21 protein-coding genes are annotated in these 20342 nt (G+C 41.3%); 9 read left to right on the top strand and 12 right to left on the bottom strand.

The window, feature by feature from the left end:
* The first annotated feature begins 295 nt into the window (after positions 1-295).
* The gene (locus tag CS060_RS11125) at positions 296-3433 is read left to right on the top strand and encodes a DUF3427 domain-containing protein (protein WP_035048970.1); all 3138 of its coding nucleotides are present in this window, start codon (positions 296-298) and stop codon (positions 3431-3433) included.
* On the opposite strand, the gene CS060_RS11120 is transcribed toward CS060_RS11125, so the two are convergent.
* The 6 genes from CS060_RS11120 to CS060_RS11095 all read right to left on the bottom strand — a co-directional run bounded on the left by CS060_RS11120 (position 3410) and on the right by CS060_RS11095 (position 8898).
* Positions 3410-3814, bottom strand: coding sequence for a (deoxy)nucleoside triphosphate pyrophosphohydrolase (locus tag CS060_RS11120; RefSeq protein WP_035048968.1), 405 nt, complete (start codon positions 3812-3814; stop codon positions 3410-3412). The two genes, CS060_RS11125 and CS060_RS11120, sit on opposite strands and share 24 nt — an antisense overlap.
* Positions 3815-3926: 112 nt before the next feature.
* On the bottom strand, positions 3927-5285 hold the full coding sequence (rlmD, locus tag CS060_RS11115) for a 23S rRNA (uracil(1939)-C(5))-methyltransferase RlmD (RefSeq protein WP_035048966.1): 1359 nt from the start codon (positions 5283-5285) through the stop codon (positions 3927-3929).
* Between the two features lie 11 nt (positions 5286-5296).
* Positions 5297-6163, bottom strand: a complete 867-nt coding sequence (locus CS060_RS11110) for a DNA-3-methyladenine glycosylase family protein (protein ID WP_035048964.1) — start codon at positions 6161-6163, stop codon at positions 5297-5299.
* A 57-nt stretch (positions 6164-6220) separates the two neighbouring features.
* The gene (gene pdaA / locus CS060_RS11105) at positions 6221-6991 is read right to left on the bottom strand and encodes a delta-lactam-biosynthetic de-N-acetylase (RefSeq protein ID WP_257211136.1); all 771 of its coding nucleotides are present in this window, start codon (positions 6989-6991) and stop codon (positions 6221-6223) included.
* A 97-nt stretch (positions 6992-7088) separates the two neighbouring features.
* A complete protein-coding gene (locus tag CS060_RS11100; protein ID WP_035048962.1) occupies positions 7089-8612 on the bottom strand; it encodes a fumarate hydratase in 1524 nt (507 codons plus the stop codon).
* Positions 8613-8703: 91 nt separating this feature from the next.
* Positions 8704-8898 (bottom strand): SE1561 family protein, encoded by a 195-nt coding sequence (locus CS060_RS11095; RefSeq protein WP_035020549.1) that lies wholly within the window; start codon positions 8896-8898, stop codon positions 8704-8706.
* Between the two features lie 113 nt (positions 8899-9011).
* Between CS060_RS11095 and yfkAB the strand changes: the two genes are divergently transcribed.
* A complete protein-coding gene (yfkAB, locus tag CS060_RS11090; RefSeq protein WP_035048960.1) occupies positions 9012-10136 on the top strand; it encodes a radical SAM/CxCxxxxC motif protein YfkAB in 1125 nt (374 codons plus the stop codon).
* A 40-nt stretch (positions 10137-10176) separates the two neighbouring features.
* Here the strand turns inward: yfkAB and CS060_RS11085 are convergent, their stop codons facing one another.
* Both CS060_RS11085 and cax read right to left on the bottom strand, forming a co-directional pair.
* Complete coding sequence (locus tag CS060_RS11085; RefSeq protein WP_231563641.1) at positions 10177-10926, bottom strand: YfkD famly protein; 750 nt, start codon at positions 10924-10926, stop codon at positions 10177-10179.
* 126 nt (positions 10927-11052) lie between these two features.
* Positions 11053-12102 carry a calcium/proton exchanger gene (cax, locus tag CS060_RS11080; RefSeq protein WP_099668965.1) on the bottom strand — a complete coding sequence of 350 codons (1050 nt, stop codon included), beginning with the start codon at positions 12100-12102 and terminating at the stop codon, positions 11053-11055.
* 139 nt (positions 12103-12241) lie between these two features.
* Here cax and CS060_RS11075 point away from each other — a divergent pair, with 139 nt between their 5' ends.
* Both CS060_RS11075 and CS060_RS11070 read left to right on the top strand, forming a co-directional pair.
* Positions 12242-13414 (top strand): MFS transporter, encoded by a 1173-nt coding sequence (locus CS060_RS11075; RefSeq protein WP_099668964.1) that lies wholly within the window; start codon positions 12242-12244, stop codon positions 13412-13414.
* 65 nt (positions 13415-13479) lie between these two features.
* Positions 13480-13626 (top strand): BH0509 family protein, encoded by a 147-nt coding sequence (locus CS060_RS11070; protein WP_003398616.1) that lies wholly within the window; start codon positions 13480-13482, stop codon positions 13624-13626.
* Between the two features lie 205 nt (positions 13627-13831).
* Here the strand turns inward: CS060_RS11070 and CS060_RS11065 are convergent, their stop codons facing one another.
* From CS060_RS11065 to CS060_RS11055, 3 genes are read right to left on the bottom strand one after another with little or no spacing between them, the layout of a single operon-like run.
* A complete protein-coding gene (locus CS060_RS11065; RefSeq protein ID WP_099668963.1) occupies positions 13832-14665 on the bottom strand; it encodes a YihY/virulence factor BrkB family protein in 834 nt (277 codons plus the stop codon).
* Between the two features lie 19 nt (positions 14666-14684).
* The gene (locus CS060_RS11060) at positions 14685-14948 is read right to left on the bottom strand and encodes a hypothetical protein (RefSeq protein ID WP_035048952.1); all 264 of its coding nucleotides are present in this window, start codon (positions 14946-14948) and stop codon (positions 14685-14687) included.
* Positions 14949-14961: 13 nt separating this feature from the next.
* Positions 14962-15432: a low molecular weight protein-tyrosine-phosphatase gene (locus tag CS060_RS11055; RefSeq protein ID WP_035048950.1), complete on the bottom strand. Its 471-nt coding sequence runs from the start codon at positions 15430-15432 to the stop codon at positions 14962-14964.
* Between the two features lie 57 nt (positions 15433-15489).
* Between CS060_RS11055 and CS060_RS11050 the strand changes: the two genes are divergently transcribed.
* A complete protein-coding gene (locus CS060_RS11050; protein ID WP_035048947.1) occupies positions 15490-15708 on the top strand; it encodes a DUF1128 domain-containing protein in 219 nt (72 codons plus the stop codon).
* Here CS060_RS11050 and CS060_RS11045 read toward each other — a convergent pair.
* Positions 15703-16680, bottom strand: coding sequence for an HD-GYP domain-containing protein (locus tag CS060_RS11045; protein ID WP_035048983.1), 978 nt, complete (start codon positions 16678-16680; stop codon positions 15703-15705). The two genes, CS060_RS11050 and CS060_RS11045, sit on opposite strands and share 6 nt — an antisense overlap.
* A 181-nt stretch (positions 16681-16861) precedes the next feature.
* On the opposite strand from CS060_RS11045, the gene CS060_RS11040 reads away from it, so the two are divergent.
* From CS060_RS11040 to cysC, 4 genes are read left to right on the top strand one after another with little or no spacing between them, the layout of a single operon-like run.
* Positions 16862-17569 (top strand): phosphoadenylyl-sulfate reductase, encoded by a 708-nt coding sequence (locus tag CS060_RS11040; protein ID WP_035048945.1) that lies wholly within the window; start codon positions 16862-16864, stop codon positions 17567-17569.
* A gap of 13 nt (positions 17570-17582) precedes the next feature.
* Positions 17583-18629: a sulfate permease gene (gene cysP, locus CS060_RS11035; RefSeq protein WP_099668962.1), complete on the top strand. Its 1047-nt coding sequence runs from the start codon at positions 17583-17585 to the stop codon at positions 18627-18629.
* A gap of 44 nt (positions 18630-18673) precedes the next feature.
* The gene (gene sat / locus CS060_RS11030; protein ID WP_099668961.1) at positions 18674-19753 is read left to right on the top strand and encodes a sulfate adenylyltransferase; all 1080 of its coding nucleotides are present in this window, start codon (positions 18674-18676) and stop codon (positions 19751-19753) included.
* Positions 19750-20337 (top strand): adenylyl-sulfate kinase, encoded by a 588-nt coding sequence (cysC, locus tag CS060_RS11025; RefSeq protein ID WP_035048939.1) that lies wholly within the window; start codon positions 19750-19752, stop codon positions 20335-20337. Before sat ends, cysC begins: the two co-directional genes overlap by 4 nt.
* The last annotated feature ends 5 nt before the right edge of the window (positions 20338-20342 follow it).

Raw genomic sequence — 20342 nt, 5'->3', positions numbered from 1 at the left:
CTTTGCCAAGATGACCTTCCATGACAAGACGAACAGCGGTCACCCGAACGCGAAGAGAAGCATCTTTGATTTTCCTTTCTTGTTTCCGAAGGGTTCGGAGCGTCCAGCCGTGATCATTTGTAATTTTAAGACGTTTCATGTCATTTCCGCTCCTTTTATACATGAGTATGTAGGAGCAGTATAGCCATGGAAAAGAGTGTTCATACAGAAGTCATTACTTTAAAGTGCATGTATATAGAATATCTACATATATCATGGTAAAATTTTATAAAACATTCGTTAGGTGGTTTTATTTATGGATAAAAGTTTTTTCGAGGAACTACAACTTCTTGCTAAACAATATCCTGATGCAAGCGTTATACAGCGTCTATCACCGAAAGATTATATTGAAGTTCTCGTTCTTCATTCCGCCAAACAACTCGCTCATAAGTTAAAAACTTTGGCTGAAGAAAACCGTTTTGATGAAATCATTCAATTAACTCAACACATTTCTACATTAGTATCAAATAACAACGATTCTTTTTCCTTGCCGCTCTCTATGATTACATACACATATGGACAACGAGAAATACCAATTGTAGAGGACTTTTTCTTATCTAGATTACACTTACTATATAATGACAAACATACAATGAAAAACTTTTTCAAAACATTAAAATATGAAATGCTGACAGCTGATTCCGTTGATTTGATGGTTAGCTTCATTCGGATGTCAGGACTACAATTATTGATTCGTCCATTACTTATGCTTGAAAAAGAACGTATTCCTGTACGCATCATCACATCGACCTATCTAGGCATTACAGAACCAAAAGCGCTTGAAAAACTAATGCAATTTTCTAACGTACAAGTAAAAATAATCGATACGCAACAACAGTCTTTTCATACGAAAGCGTACATGTTCCATCGACGTTCAGGATTAAATACAGTAATCATAGGCTCATCAAACATTTCACACTCGGCCCTTATTAACGGACATGAGCTAAATGTAAAGCTGCCGGATACAAGCTTTTTACCCATTTATGAGCATACAAAGCAAATGTTTGAGAAAATATGGGATCATACAGACACGATTTCTCTTGATCACGCCTTCATTCAAAAATATAAACAACAAACAATAAGAGAAGAAAACAAACCTTTAGCTGCTGAGCCGAAAGAAGAATATATCGTTACATCAAGTGTGAAACCGAATGATATGCAGAAAAAAGCATTAAAAAACCTCGAACACACAAGAAAAAGTGGTAATACAAAAGGAGTCATTATCGCTGCTACTGGAACTGGAAAAACGTATTTAGCAGCTTTTGACGTAAAAGCATATAATCCAAAAAAGCTTTTATTTATCGCTCATCGTGAAGAATTGCTAGACAAGGCAATTGAAACGTTCAAGCATGTACTAGGTAACGATCATCTATTCGGGAAAATTACAGGGACAGTGAAACAATTCCATAAATCGTATTTATTTAGCACCGTTCAATCGCTATCTAAAGATGAAACGTTGCAACATTTTGAGCAACATGAATTTGACTATATAATTATCGATGAATTTCATCATGCCGAAGCACCTACATATCAAAAAGTTATTCGTTATTTCCAACCAAAATTTTTACTCGGCTTAACAGCAACACCAGAAAGAATGGATGGAAGAGACGTTTTAGCGATTTGTGACCATAATGTCGTATATGAAATACGCTTACGAGAAGCGTTAGAAGCGCAGTTGCTCGCACCATTTCACTACTTTGGCATTTCAGATCGTACAGTAGACTATAGTCAAATTCCATTAAAAAATGGCATGTTTGATGAAGCATCGCTTGTGAAAGCTTTAAAAACAAATGAACGAACAGATTTTATTATCGAAATGATTCGTACATATGGTTACGATGGTGATCGTATCATTGGGCTTGCGTTTTGCGTAAATATTGAACATGCAAAATATATGAGCGAACAATTTAATAAACGCGGATATTGCACAACATACTTAACTGGTGAACATAGCGTTGAATATCGCGAACAGGTCATTAAAAAACTAGAAAATCCTAACGATCCGCTTCAACTAATCTTTACCGTAAATATTTTTAACGAAGGAATTGATATCCCAAGTCTAAATCTTTTATTATTTTTAAGACCTACCGAGTCATCAACCGTATTTATTCAACAATTAGGAAGGGGATTAAGAAAAGTAACCGGAAAAGAATTTGTAACGATTTTAGACTTTGTAGGAAATTATCAAAAATCGTTTATGATTCCGCTCGCTCTAGCTGGACAACTGAACGACAAAGCGTTTGATAAAGATTCTCTTCGTGTTGCAATTACACATGAATTTGCCGATCTACCAGGCGGCGCATATGTCGATTTAGATCCTGTGACACAAAGAGAAATTTTAGATCGCATTGACTCCATTAAAATGAACTCGACAGATATGTTAAAAATGCTATATCAACAATTTAAAAATGAGCTTGGGCGCTCACCAGAAATATTAGATTTTTTATATTACGAGCAATCGCCAAGCTTAACGTTTTTCATATATAAGTATCGTTCATGGGTCAAAACAAAAGAAAAAATGAATGATATAAACGAGCTTGACCAAATGATTTTACACCACCCATTGATGTGTGAGTGCGTTGAACGGCTAGAAAATCAACTTCCGATCAAATGGCCCTACGATTTTGCTGTGTTGCAATTAGCTTTTTTACAAAAAGTTGTGTCTTGTGAAGATGTCGTAAAGCAACTTTCCAAAAAATTTGCTGTAGATGTGCCATTAGAAAAACACGAAAAAATGATTATGCAATCGATGGACCGCCTATCATTGCCGTATAAAAAACAAAAATGGGCGTTTGGACAACGAAATGGGCGCCAATTTATATTGAATGACAACATTCTTGCGTTAACAGAAAACCAACAGTTTTTCAATTACATGAAAGACCGTATAGATTACGGACTTATTGAATTTAGGAGAACGTATCGTCCTGAAAGATTTTTATCTAAAGGGGAAAAGCTTACTCTTTATCAAAACTATACGAGAAACGATTTAATTTTCTTATTTGAAGCAGGGGTAAAAGAAGGATCGTGGCGAGAAGGAGTAAGTAAAGTTAGAAATCATTACTTACTGTTCGTCAATTTAAATAAATCGGAAAGAGTGAAAGAACATTTACATTATAAAGATTATTTTCTCGACCAAAAACATTTTCATTGGCAAAGCCAAAATCAAACGTCTCATAGCTCTTCTGTCGGACAAAATTTTATTCGTCATAAAGAACTTGGAATTCATATTCACCTATTTGTGCGAAAGTTTGAAGACATGCACGGAATGACATTGCCATTCACTTATCTCGGCGAAGTCGATTATGTATCAAGCTACGGAGATAAGCCGATGAGCATCACATGGCGCCTACATCATCCCGTGCCGGAAGATTTATATATTGACTTTATTCGCTAATAAAACGTCTACAGTCGGAATATCTGCGGGTGCCCATTCAAGAGATTTTAAATCTTGGAGTGGCACCCATCTTAATTCAGCATGTTCTTTCGCTTTCGGTTCTCCCTCAATAATTGTTGCTTTATATGTCAGTAAATTGACAATAACTTGAGGATATTCGTAATGCACTTCTTCAATTTTTTCATGCACTTGAATCGTACATCCTAATTCCTCATGAATTTCTCTGACTAATGTTTCTTCTTCCTTCTCCCCTTTTTCAACTTTTCCACCCGGAAATTCCCAAAGGTTAGGGAGTGACATCGTATTCGACCGAAGTGCACACAACACGCAATTTTGATTGTCGAATATAACTGCCCCTACGACACGAACTGTTTTTTTCATGAACGTTTCCCCTCTATCTTCATTATTTTGCGAATACTTTCATTCTACAAAAAAGCCGTCCTTTTTTCTACGCCCGTACGAATGCATAAAAAGACGCCCTATGAGCGCCTTTCTACTTCCTCACCAACTTCGCCACACTCTCCACATGCGCGGTGTGCGGGAAAAGGTCGAACGGTTGAATGTATTCGACACGGTATTGTTTCGCAAGCGTGCCGATGTCGCGTGCGAGGCTGGATGGGTTACAGGAAACGTACACGACTGTTTTTGGTTTCACTTGTAAAATTGTTTTTAACAAGGCGTTGTCGCAACCCGTTCGCGGTGGGTCGACGACGATGACGTCTGGTTTCCAGCCTTCTTTCACCCATTTTGGCAACAGCACTTCCGCTTTTCCGACCGCATACGTGACGTTGGTGAAGCCGTGGCGTTCGGCGTTTTGGCGCGCATCGTCAATCGCTTCTTGGATAATGTCCATGCCGCGCACTTCTTTCGCCTCACGCGCAAGCCAAAGCCCGATCGTGCCAACGCCGCAATATGCATCGACAACGCGTTCGTTTTTCGTGAGCGCGGCTGCTTTTTTTACTTCATCATATAGCTTTACCGTTTGAATCGGATTAAGCTGGAAAAAAGCGCGGGCGGATAGTTCAAACGACAGGTCGCCAAGCACTTCTTGAATGTACGGTTCCCCTGCTAACAAAATCGTTTCTTCGCCAAAAATAAGCGACGTTTTTTGTCCGTTTATGTTTTGCGCGATCGATTTCACTTCTGGCAACCGCCGCTTCACTTCCGCTACAAATAAATCTTTGCGCGGCAGTTCTTTTGTCGCGGTCACAATGACAAGCTGCACATCGCCTGTAAAAAACCCGACACGAGCGACAATCGTGCGCACGACACCTGTTTTTTTCCGCTCGTGATAAATCGGAATGCGCAAATCTTGCAAAATCGTTTTCACGACCGTTGTGACGCGGTTCGTGGCGTCATGTTGAATGAAGCAGCGGTCAATGTCAATCAGTTCGTGCGAGTTCATGCTGTAAAGTCCAGCGATGACGCGCCCTTTTTTCACTCCTGTTTGAAATTGGCTTTTGTTGCGATAATGCCACGGATCGTCCATTCCAATCGTCGGACGAATATCGAGCGCTTCTATATTTAATCGGCTATGGCGTTCTAGCGCTTGAATGACAATATCGCGCTTTGCTTCAAGCTGCGTGTTGTAGTCTAAATGCTGCAGTTGACAGCCACCACATCGGTCATATACAGGACAAAGCGGTTTAACGCGATGTGGGGAACGTTTGCGAATGCGCACGATTTTTCCTTCCGCATACGTCGGATATATATTCGTCGCTTGAACGACGACTTCTTCTCCCGGAAGCGCTCCTGGAACGAACACGACTTGTTTTTTAAAATAGCCGACACCTTCTCCGTTAATGCCTAATCGTTTAATGGTGAGTGGAAATTGTTGTCCTTGTTGTAACATCGTTCTCTCTCCTATTCAATACTTCTCCATAAATATAGCGACGCATAGCTTAAATACGGCTCCCATCGCTTGCTTAACGCCTCCATTTGCACCAGCGAAGGTTTCGTTTCTAATGAAAGCAGTTTTTGTACAGCTCGCTGTAAGCCAATATCTGCTTTTGGAAATAAGTTCGGCCGTCCTAGCCCAAATAATAAGAAATTTTGCACCGTCCACGGACCAATGCCGCGAATCGCAAGGAGTGTTTTCATCACTTCTTCGTCCGTTGCGTCTGCTAGCCGCTCAAGATTTAACTTTCCTTCCACGATTAATCGTGACGTATCAATCATATACTCCGCTTTTTTTCCGCTAAACTGTAACGCTTTCAGTTCGTCATACGATAAGCGCGCAATTTGTTCTGAGCGCGGATAAAACCATATGCCGTCTATTTCCCGACCGAACGTTTTCACAAACCGCTCCGTCATTTTGTACGCCACTTTCATATGTAGCTGCTGGTGAATAATGCATTTCATTAGGCAAAAATATAAATCCGGTTCTAACACAAGCGGTGTCCCTTCATGTTCAAGAAAAATGTCCCGCAATTCTGTTTGCAAAAAATGCTTGTGAATCAGCAAAAGGGAGCGATCCCAATGCAATATGTGAAACAGACGGGACAATATCACTTCTTTTAATTGTTCGTGCTGCGCTTCAACAAGAAAAGCTGGTGCTTGTTTTGTTCCGATGCTGCGAACAGAAACAACAACTGGGGTTTCATTTATATAAAGCGGTATAACTAGTTGTTGCTTTTCCATGTCCACTGCGGCTAACGGGTCCTGCGCTAACCGCTCTAATACACGTGAAAAATCGTATGGAGCTTCTACTTCAATTCGTTGTTGCCACATTTCGATTCCTACCTTTTTTTCCTTCTATTATAACGAAACAAATCCCTTTGCACATCGTCAAAGGGAAAAAAGCCAAAGAGGAACGTTCATTTTTTGCATCATCAAATCATCTAAGCTTTTAAAAACATATCCTTCTTTTCGTAAATCGTCAATGATTTTCGCGAGCGCATCCGCATTATCTTTTGATACTGTATGCAACAATATAATCGCACCGGGATGAATTTGTTTCATAACGTTGTTGTAGGCATACGACCAACCTTTTTGATCGTGAACGTGCCAATCAACAAAAGCTAATGACCAAAAAACGTGGTAATAGCCGAGCTCACGTGCAACCGCAAGCGTCCGTTCATCAAAAATGCCGCGCGGAGGGCGGATGTAACGCATATGTTTTTGCCCCGTCAACAGCTCTGTTTTTTTTCTAACCATCTCAAGCTCCTCACGTAACTTTTCATCGCTAACTGTTGTTAAATCGGGGTGATGCCATGAGTGGTTGCCGACAATATGACCTTCGTTCACCATCCGTTTTACTAAATCGGGCGCCGATTGTAAGTAGTGTCCCGTTACAAAAAACGTCGCCGGCACATTTTTTTGTTTCAGTACGTCTAAAATTTGTGCGGTATAACCATTTTCGTAGCCGTTATCGAATGTTAAATAAATATATTTTTTCGTCGGATCGCCTAAATAAAACGCATCGTACTTAGCAAGTAATTCGTCTAACTGTTTTCCGGCAGAAGGGGGAAGATGATTTTCACTTCGCTTAAATCCCCATGACATCGCATCAACTTGACTAAGTGGCAAACATAAAAAGAAGAAAAGCAACATAATCATTTTTTTCACTGCTTGCACCTCCCTGTTCCTTTCCATGATAGGTTGTGCAAAATGGGACATAAAAAATCCGCCTAGCTCATCACTAGACGGACTTCCATTAAAATACACGCTCTTTAAATTGAGCTAATTTTTCAAGCGATGATTTTTCGACATCTTCGTGCAAGCTGTTGCCATGTGAATCCATCGTGACGACGGCTGTAAAGTCTTTTACACGCAAATGCCACATCGCTTCTGGAATGCCAAATTCTAAAAAGTCGACGCCTTCGACCGATTGAATGCAATCCGCATAATATTGCGCGGCACCACCGATCGCGTTTAAGTACACACCGCCATGTTCTTTTAACGCGGCGAGCGTTTTTGCCCCCATGCCGCCCTTACCGATGACGGCACGAATGCCGAATTTTTTCATAATTTCGCCTTGGTAAGGCTCCTCGCGAATGCTCGTTGTAGGGCCTGCCGCTTTGACATGCCATTTACCGTTTTCATCTTTTAACATGACCGGACCACAGTGATAAATAATTTGACCGTTTAAATCAACTGGGGCATCATGGTCCATTAAATGTTTATGAATCGCATCGCGACCTGTATAAATCATACCGTTAATGCGAACAACATCCCCTACTTTTAATGCACGAATTTGTTGTTCTGTAATTGGCGCTTCAAGCACAACTTCACGCGCTTCACCCACAACTTCCGTTTCTTCTTGTTGGAAGTCGACGTCGTCTCCCTCTTGATATAACCATTCTTGAATATCGCCCGTATGCGGATCAACAATGACGCCTAAACGGCGAAACGCCCAGCAATTGTATGCGACAGAAACGAAAAAGCTTGCGGGGATGCGGTGCATAACGCCAATTTTACAGCCAAGTAGCGTCGTCTCTCCGCCAAATCCCATTGTGCCGATGCCAAGTTTATTGGCTGCCTCCATAATATATTCTTCTAATTTGCGCAAGTCTTCATTCGGGTTCACATCGTCAACAGAACGGAATAACTGTTCCTTTGCTAAGTCGTATCCAGAGGAACGATCGCCGCCGATGCCAACGCCAATAAACCCTGCGCTACAGCCTTGCCCTTGCGCTTGATATACCGCATGTAAAATACATTTGCGAATGCCATCTAAGTCACGTCCTGCACGCCCAAGCCCTTCTAATTCACAAGGCAAGCTATATTGAATGTTTTTATTTTCACAGCCGCCGCCTTTTAAAATTAAACGAACATCAATATAGTCTTTCTCCCATTGCTCGAATTTCATGACAGGCAGCCCGATCCCTAAATTATCGCCGCTATTTTCACCGGTTAGAGAATCCACAGAGTTTGGACGCAGTTTGCCGTCTTTCGTTGCTTGAGCGATCGCTCGACGAATCGCCTCTTTCATCTCGATTTGATTAACTCCTACAGGCACTTTAATTTTAAATGTCGGCAATCCTGTATCTTGGCAAATTGGCGATACGTTCTCATCTGCCATTTGAATGTTTTGTACGATCGTCGCAAGCGACATTGCTGCCCTCGTTCCAGCATTTTCACGCATCTTCGCCTTAGCGATAGCGCGACGTACATCTTTCGGCAATTTTGTTGACGTTTCAACGATCAGTTTGTACATACTTTCTTGAAACTTTTCCATCACGATTCCCTTCCCCTTTGTTCAATATGTAACAATTTTTTGAATTCTCCACTTTCATTATACATCTTTTTCAAACGCGAAAAAAAGCCGCTTAGCGACTTTTTTCCCAATCTTTTTTAAACCGCTCGTATTTCATTTCTAAATCATCAATCATTTGAATAAGACGGTCAATGTCTTCTAATTCGGCCGTTTCTGGATCGAGCGCTTCGAGCACTTCAAGAAACATATTTAAGCGCGTTTTTAAGTAGGATAGTTGTAGATTTTGATCTGATACTGCGTTGCCCAACGTCGTCACCTCGCTTTTTCTTTATCGTACACGATCGCAACATCATTGACAATCAATCCATTTCGTTTGCATAATTATCGTTAGTCCTATTTTAAAATAAAAGGAGCTTGGTTATGGAAACATTGTTGCGTCAAGCAATTACCCCTACATTTGACCCATGGGAAGCATATATGGATGTCGAACAGTACGGCAGCATGCAGTTGACAAATATCGAGTTTACGACAACGACGCTTTGCAATATGCGTTGTGAGCATTGTGCGGTCGGTTATACGTTGCGCACAAAAGATCCTGAGGCGCTGCCACTTGATCTTCTTCTTCGCCGACTCGATGAAATTCCACATTTGCGTTCGTTAAGCATTACAGGTGGCGAGCCGATGCTTTCGCTGAAATCTGTTGAACAATATGTCGTGCCGTTGTTGAAATATGCGCATGAGCGCGGCGTGCGCACACAAATCAACTCCAACTTAACGCTCGATTTAGAACGATACGAAAAAATTATTCCTTATTTAGATGTTTTGCACATTTCGCATAACTGGGGCACGATTGATGATTTCGTTGAAGGTGGCTTTGCGATGATGGAAAAAAAACCGACCGTCGCACAACGCGAGCGCTACTTTATACGCATGATCGAAAATGCACGTGCAATTTCAAATATGGGTGTAATCGTGTCGGCAGAAACGATGTTAAATAAACGGACGCGTCCACATTTAGAAACGATTCATCGCCAAATTGTAAACGAAATGGGCTGTAAACGTCATGAAGTACATCCGATGTATCCGAGCGACTTCGCTAGTAGTTTGGAAACATTAACATTAGATGAACTGCGTGAGACGATTCATTATTTGCTTGATATACGCGATGAAAATGTTTGGATGTTGTTTGGTACGTTGCCGTTTTACCCATGTAGTGACAACGAAGAAGATTTAGCGCTATTAAAACGATTATATGCAAGTAAAAATGTAACGGTACGAAACGACCCTGATGGACGTTCACGGTTAAATGTCAACATCTTTACCGGTGACATTATTGTCACTGATTTCGGTGATGAACCGACGCTCGGAAACATTCAAACCGACTCGCTTCTTTCTGCTTATGACAAATGGATGACATCCGATTTAGCAAAATCATTGAACTGCCATTGCCCTGTGGTAAAATGTTTAGGGCCAAATGTGCTTGTGAAAAACCGCTATTATCCGAATGTCGATTTTACAACAAGAAAAGCAAAAATTGAACGGTAAGACGAAAAAGCTTGTCGGGGCGCTCGACAAGCTTTTTTCATCATCTCGGTACGTCGCTAGCAACAAATGCGAATGATAGACGGTCTTGTACAGGAATCCAAGCACCGATGCCTTGCGATGTTACGTTTTTCACGACAATGCTTTTTTTCTTCCCTTTTAAAACAATATACACTTCTCCGTATGTCACTTTTCCTTTTTCGTTTACTGCAGGAGCGTAGGCGTATAAATAGCCTAATTTTTTCGGCGGGACGTTATATGCTTGTTCCTTTTTCGTCCCCATGCCGATCCACGTGCTAAAGGAGAGCGGCAAATTCGTCTTTTTCATCGCTGTTAAAAGCATCATTTTTTTTACGTCTTCTTCATTCGGAATGCTTGCGGTTAATCCGCCGCGCACTTGCTTTTGCATTTCTTGACGATATGTCAATCGAACCGCTGTTTTTCCGCCCCGATTGTCAATAAAGTTTGTATTTACTTTTTGATACTCCCAATTTGTCGATGTTTCCGTTGATTCATAATTCAATGGCCATTGTCCTAAATAAATCGTTGCTTCATAACCAAACGCAAACGGTGTGCTCGAAATCGACGATTCGTTTAAAAGACGAATTAATTCCGGATTTTCAATTTTAACATTCGCCGACTGAAGCAGTTGCTTAGCTAGTTCGCTCGGTTGTAAATACGGCAAATTTTGCGTCGGATTCGGATACGTATTTTCTTTTGAAATGTCAATGACCGATGGCGGGAGCTTGACAGTTGCTTCGCTAACCGTTGGAATACATAAGAAAATGGACATGATACTTAAAGCAAACCATCTTTTCATGCGCAAACTCCTTTCTTTTTACGTCGTTCATCGTTATTTTTTTCAAAAGTAAACAATTTATCCTCCCTATAAAAAAATCCGCCAGCAACAACTGACGGATTACAACAAATAAAATCCAATTCCCATAATCATATATGCTCCAAGCAATGTCGCCCCTTCAAACCAGTTCGTATCCCCATCGTTCGAAAGCACGATTGTTAACAATACAGCCGTCACCATCGCAACAAGCTCCGGAAGCGTAAACACAAGCGCCATTTTCGTTGGAAACAAAAGCGATATAAGCACTAAAACAGGTGCAACAAACATCGCAATTTGAAGCGTTGAGCCGATCGCAATTTCAACAGCAACGTTCATTTTATTTTTATATGCCATAATAATGGCGGAAGCATGCTCCGCAGCATTTCCAACAATCGCGACAATAATGACACCAATAAACAATTCGCTCCAACCGAATGAATGAGCAACGACTTCAAACGTATGAACTAAACTTTCTGATACATATGCGACAGCTACAGTAGCAAGCGCCAAAATAAGCATTGCTTTTCCTTTTGACCATTCTGGCTCTTCGTGTTCTTCCACATCTTCTTTATGTTGATATACACCGCGATGCGTAACGAGTTTAAAATATAACGCTGCTAAATAAAGAGCAATCATAATGACTGAAATGCCTACGCTTAACGACAGCGTCTTTTGTTCATTCATCGTCATCGAAAATACTTCTGGGATAACGAAAGCAACTAAAATAGCAAATGTTAGTAAACCTGAATTATGACGCGCATCGTATACGTTAAATGATTGCCGTTTATATTTCAAACCGCCAACAAAAAAAGATAAGCCCGCCACAAGCAGTAAGTTACCAAGCACCGAACCTGTTAACGATGCAAGCACGACACCAACTAATCCAGCTTTTAGCGCAAAAATCGAAATAATTAACTCCACCGCATTGCCAAATGTCGCATTTAACAAACCGCCGATGCGCGGCCCAGCTACGATAGCTAAGCTTTCTGTCGCTCGTCCCATATAACTAGCAAGTGCAATAATTGTGACACAATAAACGACAAACATCGGGGTTGCAGGCCAATGAAGTAAGCTTCCTGCAACAGAAAGTGGAACACCGATGACCGTTAATAAAAAAAAGATACGTTCCATCAAATCGTCTCCTTTTCATTTATGGGATATCAACCATATTTTACACAAATCTAATCCCATTTTCATCCGTCTTTTTCGTTGCTTCTTTTTATGAAACGCTTTAATATCGAACATAGTGAATATATTACAGGAGGGAATTATGCGACAACGTCATTTTTTTATTTTAGTTAGCATCGTCATGATTTCAGGTCTTTCTCAAGGGCTATTGTTGCCGCTTATTTCTATCATTTTTGAACAAAATGGCGTTCATTCATCGCTTAGCGGCATACATGCCACAGCCATGTACATCGGCGTTCTTGTCGTGTCACCTTTTTTAGAGCGTCCGCTTCGTCGCTACGGCTTTAAGCATTTAATTATGGCCGGTGGAGCGATTGTAATCGTTTCCTTGGCGATTTTTCCGATCTCATCTTCGTTATTGTTTTGGTTTATGCTTCGGCTATTCATCGGAATTGGCGACCATATTCTTCATTTCGGTTCGCAAACGTGGATTACATACGCTTCTCCTACTCATCGGCGCGGTCGCAACATTTCGCTATATGGTTTATCGTTCGGTGTTGGCTTTATGATCGGACCGCTTCTCGTTCCGCTCGTTCACATACATGAAGCGTTGCCGTTTATCGTTTCATCTTTGCTCAGCTTATGTGGCTGGATATTATTATTTTTGTTGCCACATACATATCCAGAAACGGAAGAAGCAGAAAAAGTTGGAGCGACACGCTTTTTTCACGCTTGGAAACAAGCATGGCCAGCTTTGTTGTTGCCGTTCGGCTACGGCTTTTTAGAGGCGTCGCTTCATAGCATGTTTCCGATTTATGCGTTAAGAAACGAGTTAAGTGTTGAGACAGTTGCGATGATGCTTCCTGCATTTGCCCTTGGCGGCATCGCTTTTCAACTTCCGCTCGGAACGTTAAGCGACCGTTTTTCACGAAAAACGATGATTATGATTGCATTAGCCATGGGTGCTCTTTGTTTTGCTATAGCGACATGGTTTTCTTCTGCTGTGCAACTAACAACGACGCTTTTCGTTGCCGGTATGTTTGTCGGTTCGCTTTTTTCACTCGGTATGGCATATATGGCGGATTTGTTGCCGACGTCGCTTCTTCCTGTCGGCAACATCTTATGCGGTATGCTATATAGTGTTGGGAGCATATGCGGTCCTGCAATTGGTGGCGTTGTATTACAACAGCAAGAGGAATTATTTTTCTTTACCATGAGCTCTCTTTTGCTTCTTTTACTATTGGCCCAGCGTCCGTTCACAAAATTCTCAAAATATTTTTCGAAAAAACAAGAAAAAAACGTTGACGCTTTTTAACCTTCTGTTATATAATACAATTAAACAAAATAAACTGTTTTAAAACAGAGGGGAGAGCGATCATAATGAGCAGAGAAGAAAGAAAAAATATGATTGAGTTTATTACAAAATTGCGTGGTTTTAATCAAGAACAACTTGTTTATATGACAGATGCTGAAATTGAACATATTTACAACCAAACATACTATCATTACGAAGAAATCGCAGAATAAGAGGGATGTGCAACACATCCCTCTTCTCTTTAATGGTATCCGTTTTGTCCGTTTGCGCTACTGCTCGTTTTATGTTTCGGACGGCTTTTTCCTTTTTGTTTTGTTCCGCCGTCTTTTTTCGTTTTTTTCGTCACGTATAGTCCCCCTTCATATCCACGTTCACTTTTAATATGGTTTAACCGCGTTTTTTTATGAGAGGGAATGACTACCGTATGCGCATATTTCCTTCTCGTTTACAACAAAAAATAGCGTTTAGCTCCCCACCTAATACAATCATCATGCCAGACAAATAAAACCAAACCATTAACGCAATAATGCCACCTAGACTACCGTACATCGCCGAATAGTTACCGAACTGATTCACATAATACGAAAAAGCAAGAGAGACAACCATCCAACCGACTGTGGCAAATAGCGAACCGCTCCATACGTCGCGAAATCGAACATATTTGCTTGGCGCAAAAACGTATAACACAGAAAAAACAAAAAATAAAATGACAAAGCTAACAAACCACCGAATCGTTTCCCATATGCGCAAAAAAACGTCCGAAAGCCCAAACGCTGAAAAAAGAAACGTGCCAATCATTTTACCGAATACAGGGAAAACAAGCGCGACAATAATGACGAAAATCATGGCAAATGTAAGTAAGATGGAAATACCGCGCGCAACAAGAAAGGAACGCGTTTCTTTCACATCGTATGCACGATTTAAAGCACGAATAATGGCTGACATCCCGTTCGATGCAGCCCACACGGTTGCAAGAACGCTGAACGATAACCATTTTCCGCTTTGTGATTCCATGAGTTGTTTCACGTTTGTTTCGATTAAATGTGCCGTTTCGCTAGGAGCATATTGACTTAAAAAGGAAATGACATCTTCATGCGGAATCGGCAAATACGACAAAAACGTCAATAAAAACAGTAAAAACGGAAATAAAGAAAGTAAAAAGAAATATGCTAATTCAGCAGATAAGTCAAACACTTCATCTTCATCAAACCGTTTCATTAGCTCGCGAACAACAGAAAAGCTAATAATCATCTCTTCACCACCTCGCTCCTTATGTGGAGCGTTTGCGAATTAGCTCTCCGATCCACTCCATCACTTGCGGTGTTGTTTCTTTTACTTCACTTAGTTTATTCACAATAAACTGCAAATCATTCATCATTTCGTCAACATGTTGTCTCGTTTGATGAACGGTCCCCTTTACCTCTTCTACGCTGTCAATCCATTCGCGACACACTTCTTTAATGACTTGTCTTGTTTTGTTATTCGCTAGCAGCAAAGCTATGCCTGCTAATGCAATCCATTTCCCCTTTCCCATCGTCTTCTCCCCCTTACAGCGAGTGATCTCGTTTAATGCGCTCTAATATATGTTTACATCCTTCCTCAACTAATTCGTACACTTCTTCAAAATTTCCTGTAAAGTACGGATCAGGGACATCGTCTACGCGACGGTTTGGCACAAAATCCATAAAACGGGCAATGACAGCGTGTGACGAATCGCTAACAAGGCGACGAAGATGAGCGATATTATCACTATCCATTCCAATAATGTAATCAAATGTGTAGAAATCTTCTTTTGAAATTTGACGTGCTTTTAACCCTGTAAAATCGATTTGTTTTTCCGTTAAAATACGCTGAGTCCCGTGATGTGGTGGTTTACCCACATGCCAATTGCCGGTTCCTGCTGAATCAACAGAAATGACGTGATCAAGTCCTTCTTGCTTCACAAGATGTCGAAATACCGCCTCCGCCATCGGAGAACGACAAATGTTTCCTAAACAAACAAATAACACACGAATCATTTCACTTCACCTCACATATAAAACAATGATACAATGGACGAAATCACACATGAAAGGATGACGACTGTGCATTTATCAGTTGAACAAATGATCGAACAAATCAAAGAAAAGTTAAAAGTATTAAATTTTGATGCGATCAAACCAGACCATTTTGATGAACAACTATACGATGAATTAAAAGATATATACGATATGGTGATGAAAAAGTCATCATTTAGCCCGAGCGAAATGCAAGCGATCGCTGAAGAGCTCGGAAACTTGCGAAAAAAACTATAAAATTGTTTGTCCGACAATGAGAAGCGACGGATGATCAGCAAGTGAAATTTCTTCATGTGTATCCATATATCGTACATATGGACGTTGCATATGTTCAACAATTTTTGTCACAATGGCGTTTCGGCTGTCGCTCATTTTTACTGTTGTCCCTGGCAAATAAGCAGGGATCGTCTCAACAAACAACCGCACGAGCTGCTGACTATATCGGAAACCACTTCGCGCCATAATAATTTCAAGCGCTTCGTGCGGTGGTACAAACTCCGTCGAAATTAAATGTTCATATTCATTTGCAATCGCACAAATTTGGGCGTACAAATGAATGTTCGTTTCTTTTAATCCTCGCGGTGCACCGGATCCATCTGCATGTTCATGATGTTGATACGCCATATGCGCGCATAATAAATTCACTTCCCGCTCTTTTCGTAAATATTCAAATCCTTTCACTGTATGATGCTCTTCGCCTTCTATTTCTTTTCCAATATCATGAAACAACGCCCCAACCGCTACGTCACGCAATTGTAAATCGTTGAAATTCAGCTTCTTTCCTAGCTGCAACGACAATAATGCGACGTTAACTGCATGGGCATACGGCTGCATGTCCATTTCAAGCGACGTCGCTGGAATGACCGCTAACACCTTTCTTTTTTTCACTTCATCAACAAGCTTTACTGCTAGTTTAAACAACGAACGAAGCGGTAATTCTTCTCGCTTTCGTACGGCGTCAAACGCTTGCTGGACAACTTCAATCGCATCCATCCATGATGGCATATCAAGCAACTCTTCCAACGTGATCCCTTCCGATACCGCATCTTCTACGAATACATAACGAATATCCATCTGTTTTAATCGTTCGACATATTTTGGATGAATTTTTCTTCCTGCTGCTAATAATACGCGACGATGGCGATCATAAATCGGCCGTGCCAATTCCATCGTTCGTTCATCGTATTCTTCTAATAAAATGAGCCGCAAACATATTCCACTCCCTTCAACATCTCCCATACAAACAGTATAATCATGTTTTTTTTCATTTGCCATGACGTTTTTTTAAAAATAAATTCCGATAGAAAAACTAGGATTGACATCCGGCTGAATTGTGTTAAAATTTAAAACAATCAAACATTATAGGTGGTATAAGAAAGGAAGATAATACATGATTACGTATGAAACGTGGGATGATGAACAAAAACCGACTTTTCCAATAGACAATAATGAAAAAGGGGCATTACACGTGCTTACATGGGCGTATAATCACTATGGTGACGACCTTTTGTATGCATGCAGTTTCGGTATTGAAGGGATTGTGCTCATTGACCTAATTTCGCAAGTGCGCGATGACGCTGAAATTGTCTTTCTTGATACACATTTACACTTTTCAGAAACATATGAAACAATTGAACGAGTCAAACAAGCATATCCGCGCCTGCGCATTCATTTACAAACACCGTCTTTATCACTTGCAGAACAAGAGAAACAATTCGGTGCAGAACTTTGGAAAACAGATCCGAACAAATGCTGTGAACTAAGAAAAATTATTCCCCTTCGTCAAGCGATGGCAGGAAAAAAGGCATGGATTTCGGGACTGCGCCGCGAACAATCGCCAACGCGACAACATGTTGAATTTATTAATCGCGACAAAAAATTTCAAAATATTAAAGTTTGCCCGCTTATTCATTGGACATGGAAAGACGTTTGGCGCTACGTGCATCGCCACAGTCTTTCCTATAATCCGCTTCATGATCGCGGATATCCGAGCATCGGTTGTGCACCATGTACATCCCCTGCCTATACGGAAGAAGATTTACGCTCTGGCCGATGGGCTGGGTTAGGAAAAACAGAATGCGGCTTGCACGAGTCGTAAAGGGGGGAACGCATTGGTTACAGTTGCTTTTATTATCGCTTTTTTCTTTGCGATGAACATTGGTGGAAGCGGTGCTGCGGCGACGATGGGGGCTGCTTACGGTTCAGGCACATTGTCAGATAAACGAATCGCCTTATTCATATGCGCCATCGCCATTTTTCTCGGCAGCTTAAGCGGAGGGGAAGTCGTTAAGACGATCGGTTCTGGGATCGTTCCTACAGCCATTTTGAAAACAGACGTTGTCGTCATCGTTTTAGCAGCAGCAACGATTTCGTTATTTGCAGCTAACGTGCTCGGCATTCCGTTATCAACAAGCGAAATTACAGTCGGGGCGGTCGTTGGCGCAGGCATTGCATACCAAAGTTTGTACATCGGCAAGCTTCTTTGGATCGTATCATTTTGGCTTATTACACCACTTGCTGCATTTTCTTTCGCTTTTTTCATTAGCAAATGGCTAAAAGGAAAAACAGTAAAGCAAAACAAATGGGTTGGCTTTTTGCTTATTATCGCTGGATTTTTCGAGGCATTTTCAGCAGGAATGAACAACGTCGCCAACGCTATCGGCCCTCTCGTGGGAGCTGGTTTACTATCCGTCCAACACGGGATCATTTTTGGCGGGTTGTTCGTTGCCCTTGGAGCGCTTTTGCTCGGTAGCCGCGTGTTAGAGACGAACGGAAAAAAAATTACGACGTTCTCTCAACTAGAAGGATGCATTATTTCAGGAATCGGGGCAACGCTCGTGATCGTTTCATCTCTTTTTGGTCTCCCTGTTCCACTAACACAAATTACGACATCAGCCATTATCGGCATCGGCACAACGAAAAGCGGTTTTTCAATTTGGCAAAAGCAAATTGTTATTCAAGTGTTGAAAGTATGGATAGTGTCCCCTATTTTTGCTTTAGCTGTTTCATATAGCTTAATTAAATTATTGCTTCATAGCGACGTCTATACAGCCATTGCGATTGTGAGCGTTTGTTTCGCCACACTCGGAACGATTAGCTTAAAAAAGACGATCACAGAGGAACGCCGCTCGTTTCACGAACATGGTGGCGGCATTTAAACCTAGTTATTTTATAAGGATAATAAGTTTAGGAGGGCTTAAACATGAAACAAATCGTATTAAGTAAAGCGGAGTTAAGCGACCTTGAATTACTTGCCGTCGGCGGATATGAACCGCTCACTGGCTTTTTAGGAAAAGATGATTATGAGTCGGTTGTCGAAACGATGCGGCTTACAAACGGATCGGTATGGAGCATCCCCATTACGCTTGCCGTAACAGAACAACAAGCGAAACAACTATCGCTCGGAGACGAAGTCGAACTCGTGTATGACCGAACGGTGTACGGCACAATGGAAGTGCAACATATATATCGCCCAGACAAGCGAAAAGAAGCGCGTCTTGTATACCAAACAGAAGACGTAGCACACCCTGGTGTAAAAAAATTATTTGAAAAACCGGATATATATATCGGTGGACCTGTGAAGCTTGTCCGCCAAACAGATAAAGGAATTTTTTCGCCATTCTTTTTTACACCAAAAGAAACAAAACAACGATTTGCGGAACTTGGCTGGAAAACAGTCGTCGGGTTTCAAACGCGCAATCCCGTTCACCGCGCCCACGAATACATTCAAAAATGTGCACTTGAAATCGTCGACGGTCTTTATTTAAATCCGCTCGTTGGCGAAACGAAAGAAGATGACATTCCTGCAGACATTCGTTTAAAAAGCTATCAAGTGTTGCTTGAGCATTATTATCCAAAAGATCGCGTCTTTCTCGGCGTATTTACAGCTGCCATGCGCTATGCCGGACCACGTGAAGCCATTTTCCACGCGCTCGTACGTAAAAATTTTGGTTGCACCCACTTTATCGTCGGCCGTGACCATGCGGGAGTTGGCAATTATTATGGCACGTATGATGCTCAAAAAATTTTCTTGCAGTTTACAAACGAAGAACTCGGCATTACTCCTCTCTTTTTCGAGCATAGCTTTTACTGCACAAAATGCGAAGCGATGGCGTCAACGAAAACGTGCCCGCATGATGCGACAGCTCACGTCGTTCTTTCCGGCACAAAAGTACGGGAAATGTTGCGCGCTGGTGAAATGCCGCCAAGTACATTTAGCCGTCCTGAAGTGGTTCGCGTGCTGATGGATGGTTTACAAACAGTCGGAGGTGGCCGTTCATGAATATCGTTTGGCATCAAGAAAGTGTAACAAAAGAAGATCGCCGAAAGAAAAATAACCATCATAGTTTTGTCCTTTGGTTTACGGGATTATCAGGATCCGGGAAATCTACATTAGCGAATGCCGTCGCGAAAACATTATTTGAACAAAATATTCACTGTTACGTGCTCGATGGCGATAACGTGCGTCACGGTTTAAACAGCGACTTAGGTTTTTCTGCCGAAGATCGCACCGAAAACATTCGGCGTATTGGCGAAGTCGCAAAATTGTTCGTCGATAGCGGACAAATTGTGTTGACTGCCTTTATTTCTCCGTTCCGTCAAGATCGTCAACTCGTTCGTAATAAACTCAAGCAAGATGAATTTGTTGAAGTTTATGTCCGCTGTCCACTCGAAACGTGCGAACAACGCGACCCGAAAGGATTGTATAAAAAAGCACGAAATGGAGAAATTCGCGACTTTACCGGCATTGATTCACCATATGAACCACCGCTTTCGCCAGAACTTGTCGTCGATACCGATCAATATTCAATTGAACAATGCGTTCAACAAATCATTTCCTATCTAAAAAATAAACAGTGGATTTAGGAGGA

Source organism: Anoxybacillus flavithermus (assembly GCF_002742685.1).
GTDB classification, from domain to species: domain Bacteria; phylum Bacillota; class Bacilli; order Bacillales; family Anoxybacillaceae; genus Anoxybacillus; species Anoxybacillus flavithermus_E.
Note: the sequence above shows the minus strand (reverse complement) of the source record. Positions and strands in the feature narration are given on the sequence as shown.

Bases quoted from the DNA above. Each gene is read 5' to 3' on its own strand.
- CS060_RS11125 (WP_035048970.1), top strand. From the start codon at position 296: ATGGATAAAAGTTTTTTCGAGGAACTACAACTTCTTGCTAAACAATAT.
- CS060_RS11120 (WP_035048968.1), bottom strand. From the start codon at position 3,814: ATGAAAAAAACAGTTCGTGTCGTAGGGGCAGTTATATTCGACAATCAA.
- rlmD (WP_035048966.1), bottom strand. From the start codon at position 5,285: ATGTTACAACAAGGACAACAATTTCCACTCACCATTAAACGATTAGGC.
- CS060_RS11110 (WP_035048964.1), bottom strand. From the start codon at position 6,163: ATGTGGCAACAACGAATTGAAGTAGAAGCTCCATACGATTTTTCACGT.
- pdaA (WP_257211136.1), bottom strand. From the start codon at position 6,991: ATGATTATGTTGCTTTTCTTCTTTTTATGTTTGCCACTTAGTCAAGTT.
- CS060_RS11100 (WP_035048962.1), bottom strand. From the start codon at position 8,612: ATGGAAAAGTTTCAAGAAAGTATGTACAAACTGATCGTTGAAACGTCA.
- yfkAB (WP_035048960.1), top strand. From the start codon at position 9,012: ATGGAAACATTGTTGCGTCAAGCAATTACCCCTACATTTGACCCATGG.
- CS060_RS11085 (WP_231563641.1), bottom strand. From the start codon at position 10,926: ATGTCCATTTTCTTATGTATTCCAACGGTTAGCGAAGCAACTGTCAAG.
- cax (WP_099668965.1), bottom strand. From the start codon at position 12,102: ATGGAACGTATCTTTTTTTTATTAACGGTCATCGGTGTTCCACTTTCT.
- CS060_RS11075 (WP_099668964.1), top strand. From the start codon at position 12,242: ATGCGACAACGTCATTTTTTTATTTTAGTTAGCATCGTCATGATTTCA.
- CS060_RS11070 (WP_003398616.1), top strand. From the start codon at position 13,480: ATGAGCAGAGAAGAAAGAAAAAATATGATTGAGTTTATTACAAAATTG.
- CS060_RS11065 (WP_099668963.1), bottom strand. From the start codon at position 14,665: ATGATTATTAGCTTTTCTGTTGTTCGCGAGCTAATGAAACGGTTTGAT.
- CS060_RS11060 (WP_035048952.1), bottom strand. From the start codon at position 14,948: ATGGGAAAGGGGAAATGGATTGCATTAGCAGGCATAGCTTTGCTGCTA.
- CS060_RS11055 (WP_035048950.1), bottom strand. From the start codon at position 15,432: ATGATTCGTGTGTTATTTGTTTGTTTAGGAAACATTTGTCGTTCTCCG.
- CS060_RS11050 (WP_035048947.1), top strand. From the start codon at position 15,490: ATGACGACTGTGCATTTATCAGTTGAACAAATGATCGAACAAATCAAA.
- CS060_RS11040 (WP_035048945.1), top strand. From the start codon at position 16,862: ATGATTACGTATGAAACGTGGGATGATGAACAAAAACCGACTTTTCCA.
- sat (WP_099668961.1), top strand. From the start codon at position 18,674: ATGAAACAAATCGTATTAAGTAAAGCGGAGTTAAGCGACCTTGAATTA.
- cysC (WP_035048939.1), top strand. From the start codon at position 19,750: ATGAATATCGTTTGGCATCAAGAAAGTGTAACAAAAGAAGATCGCCGA.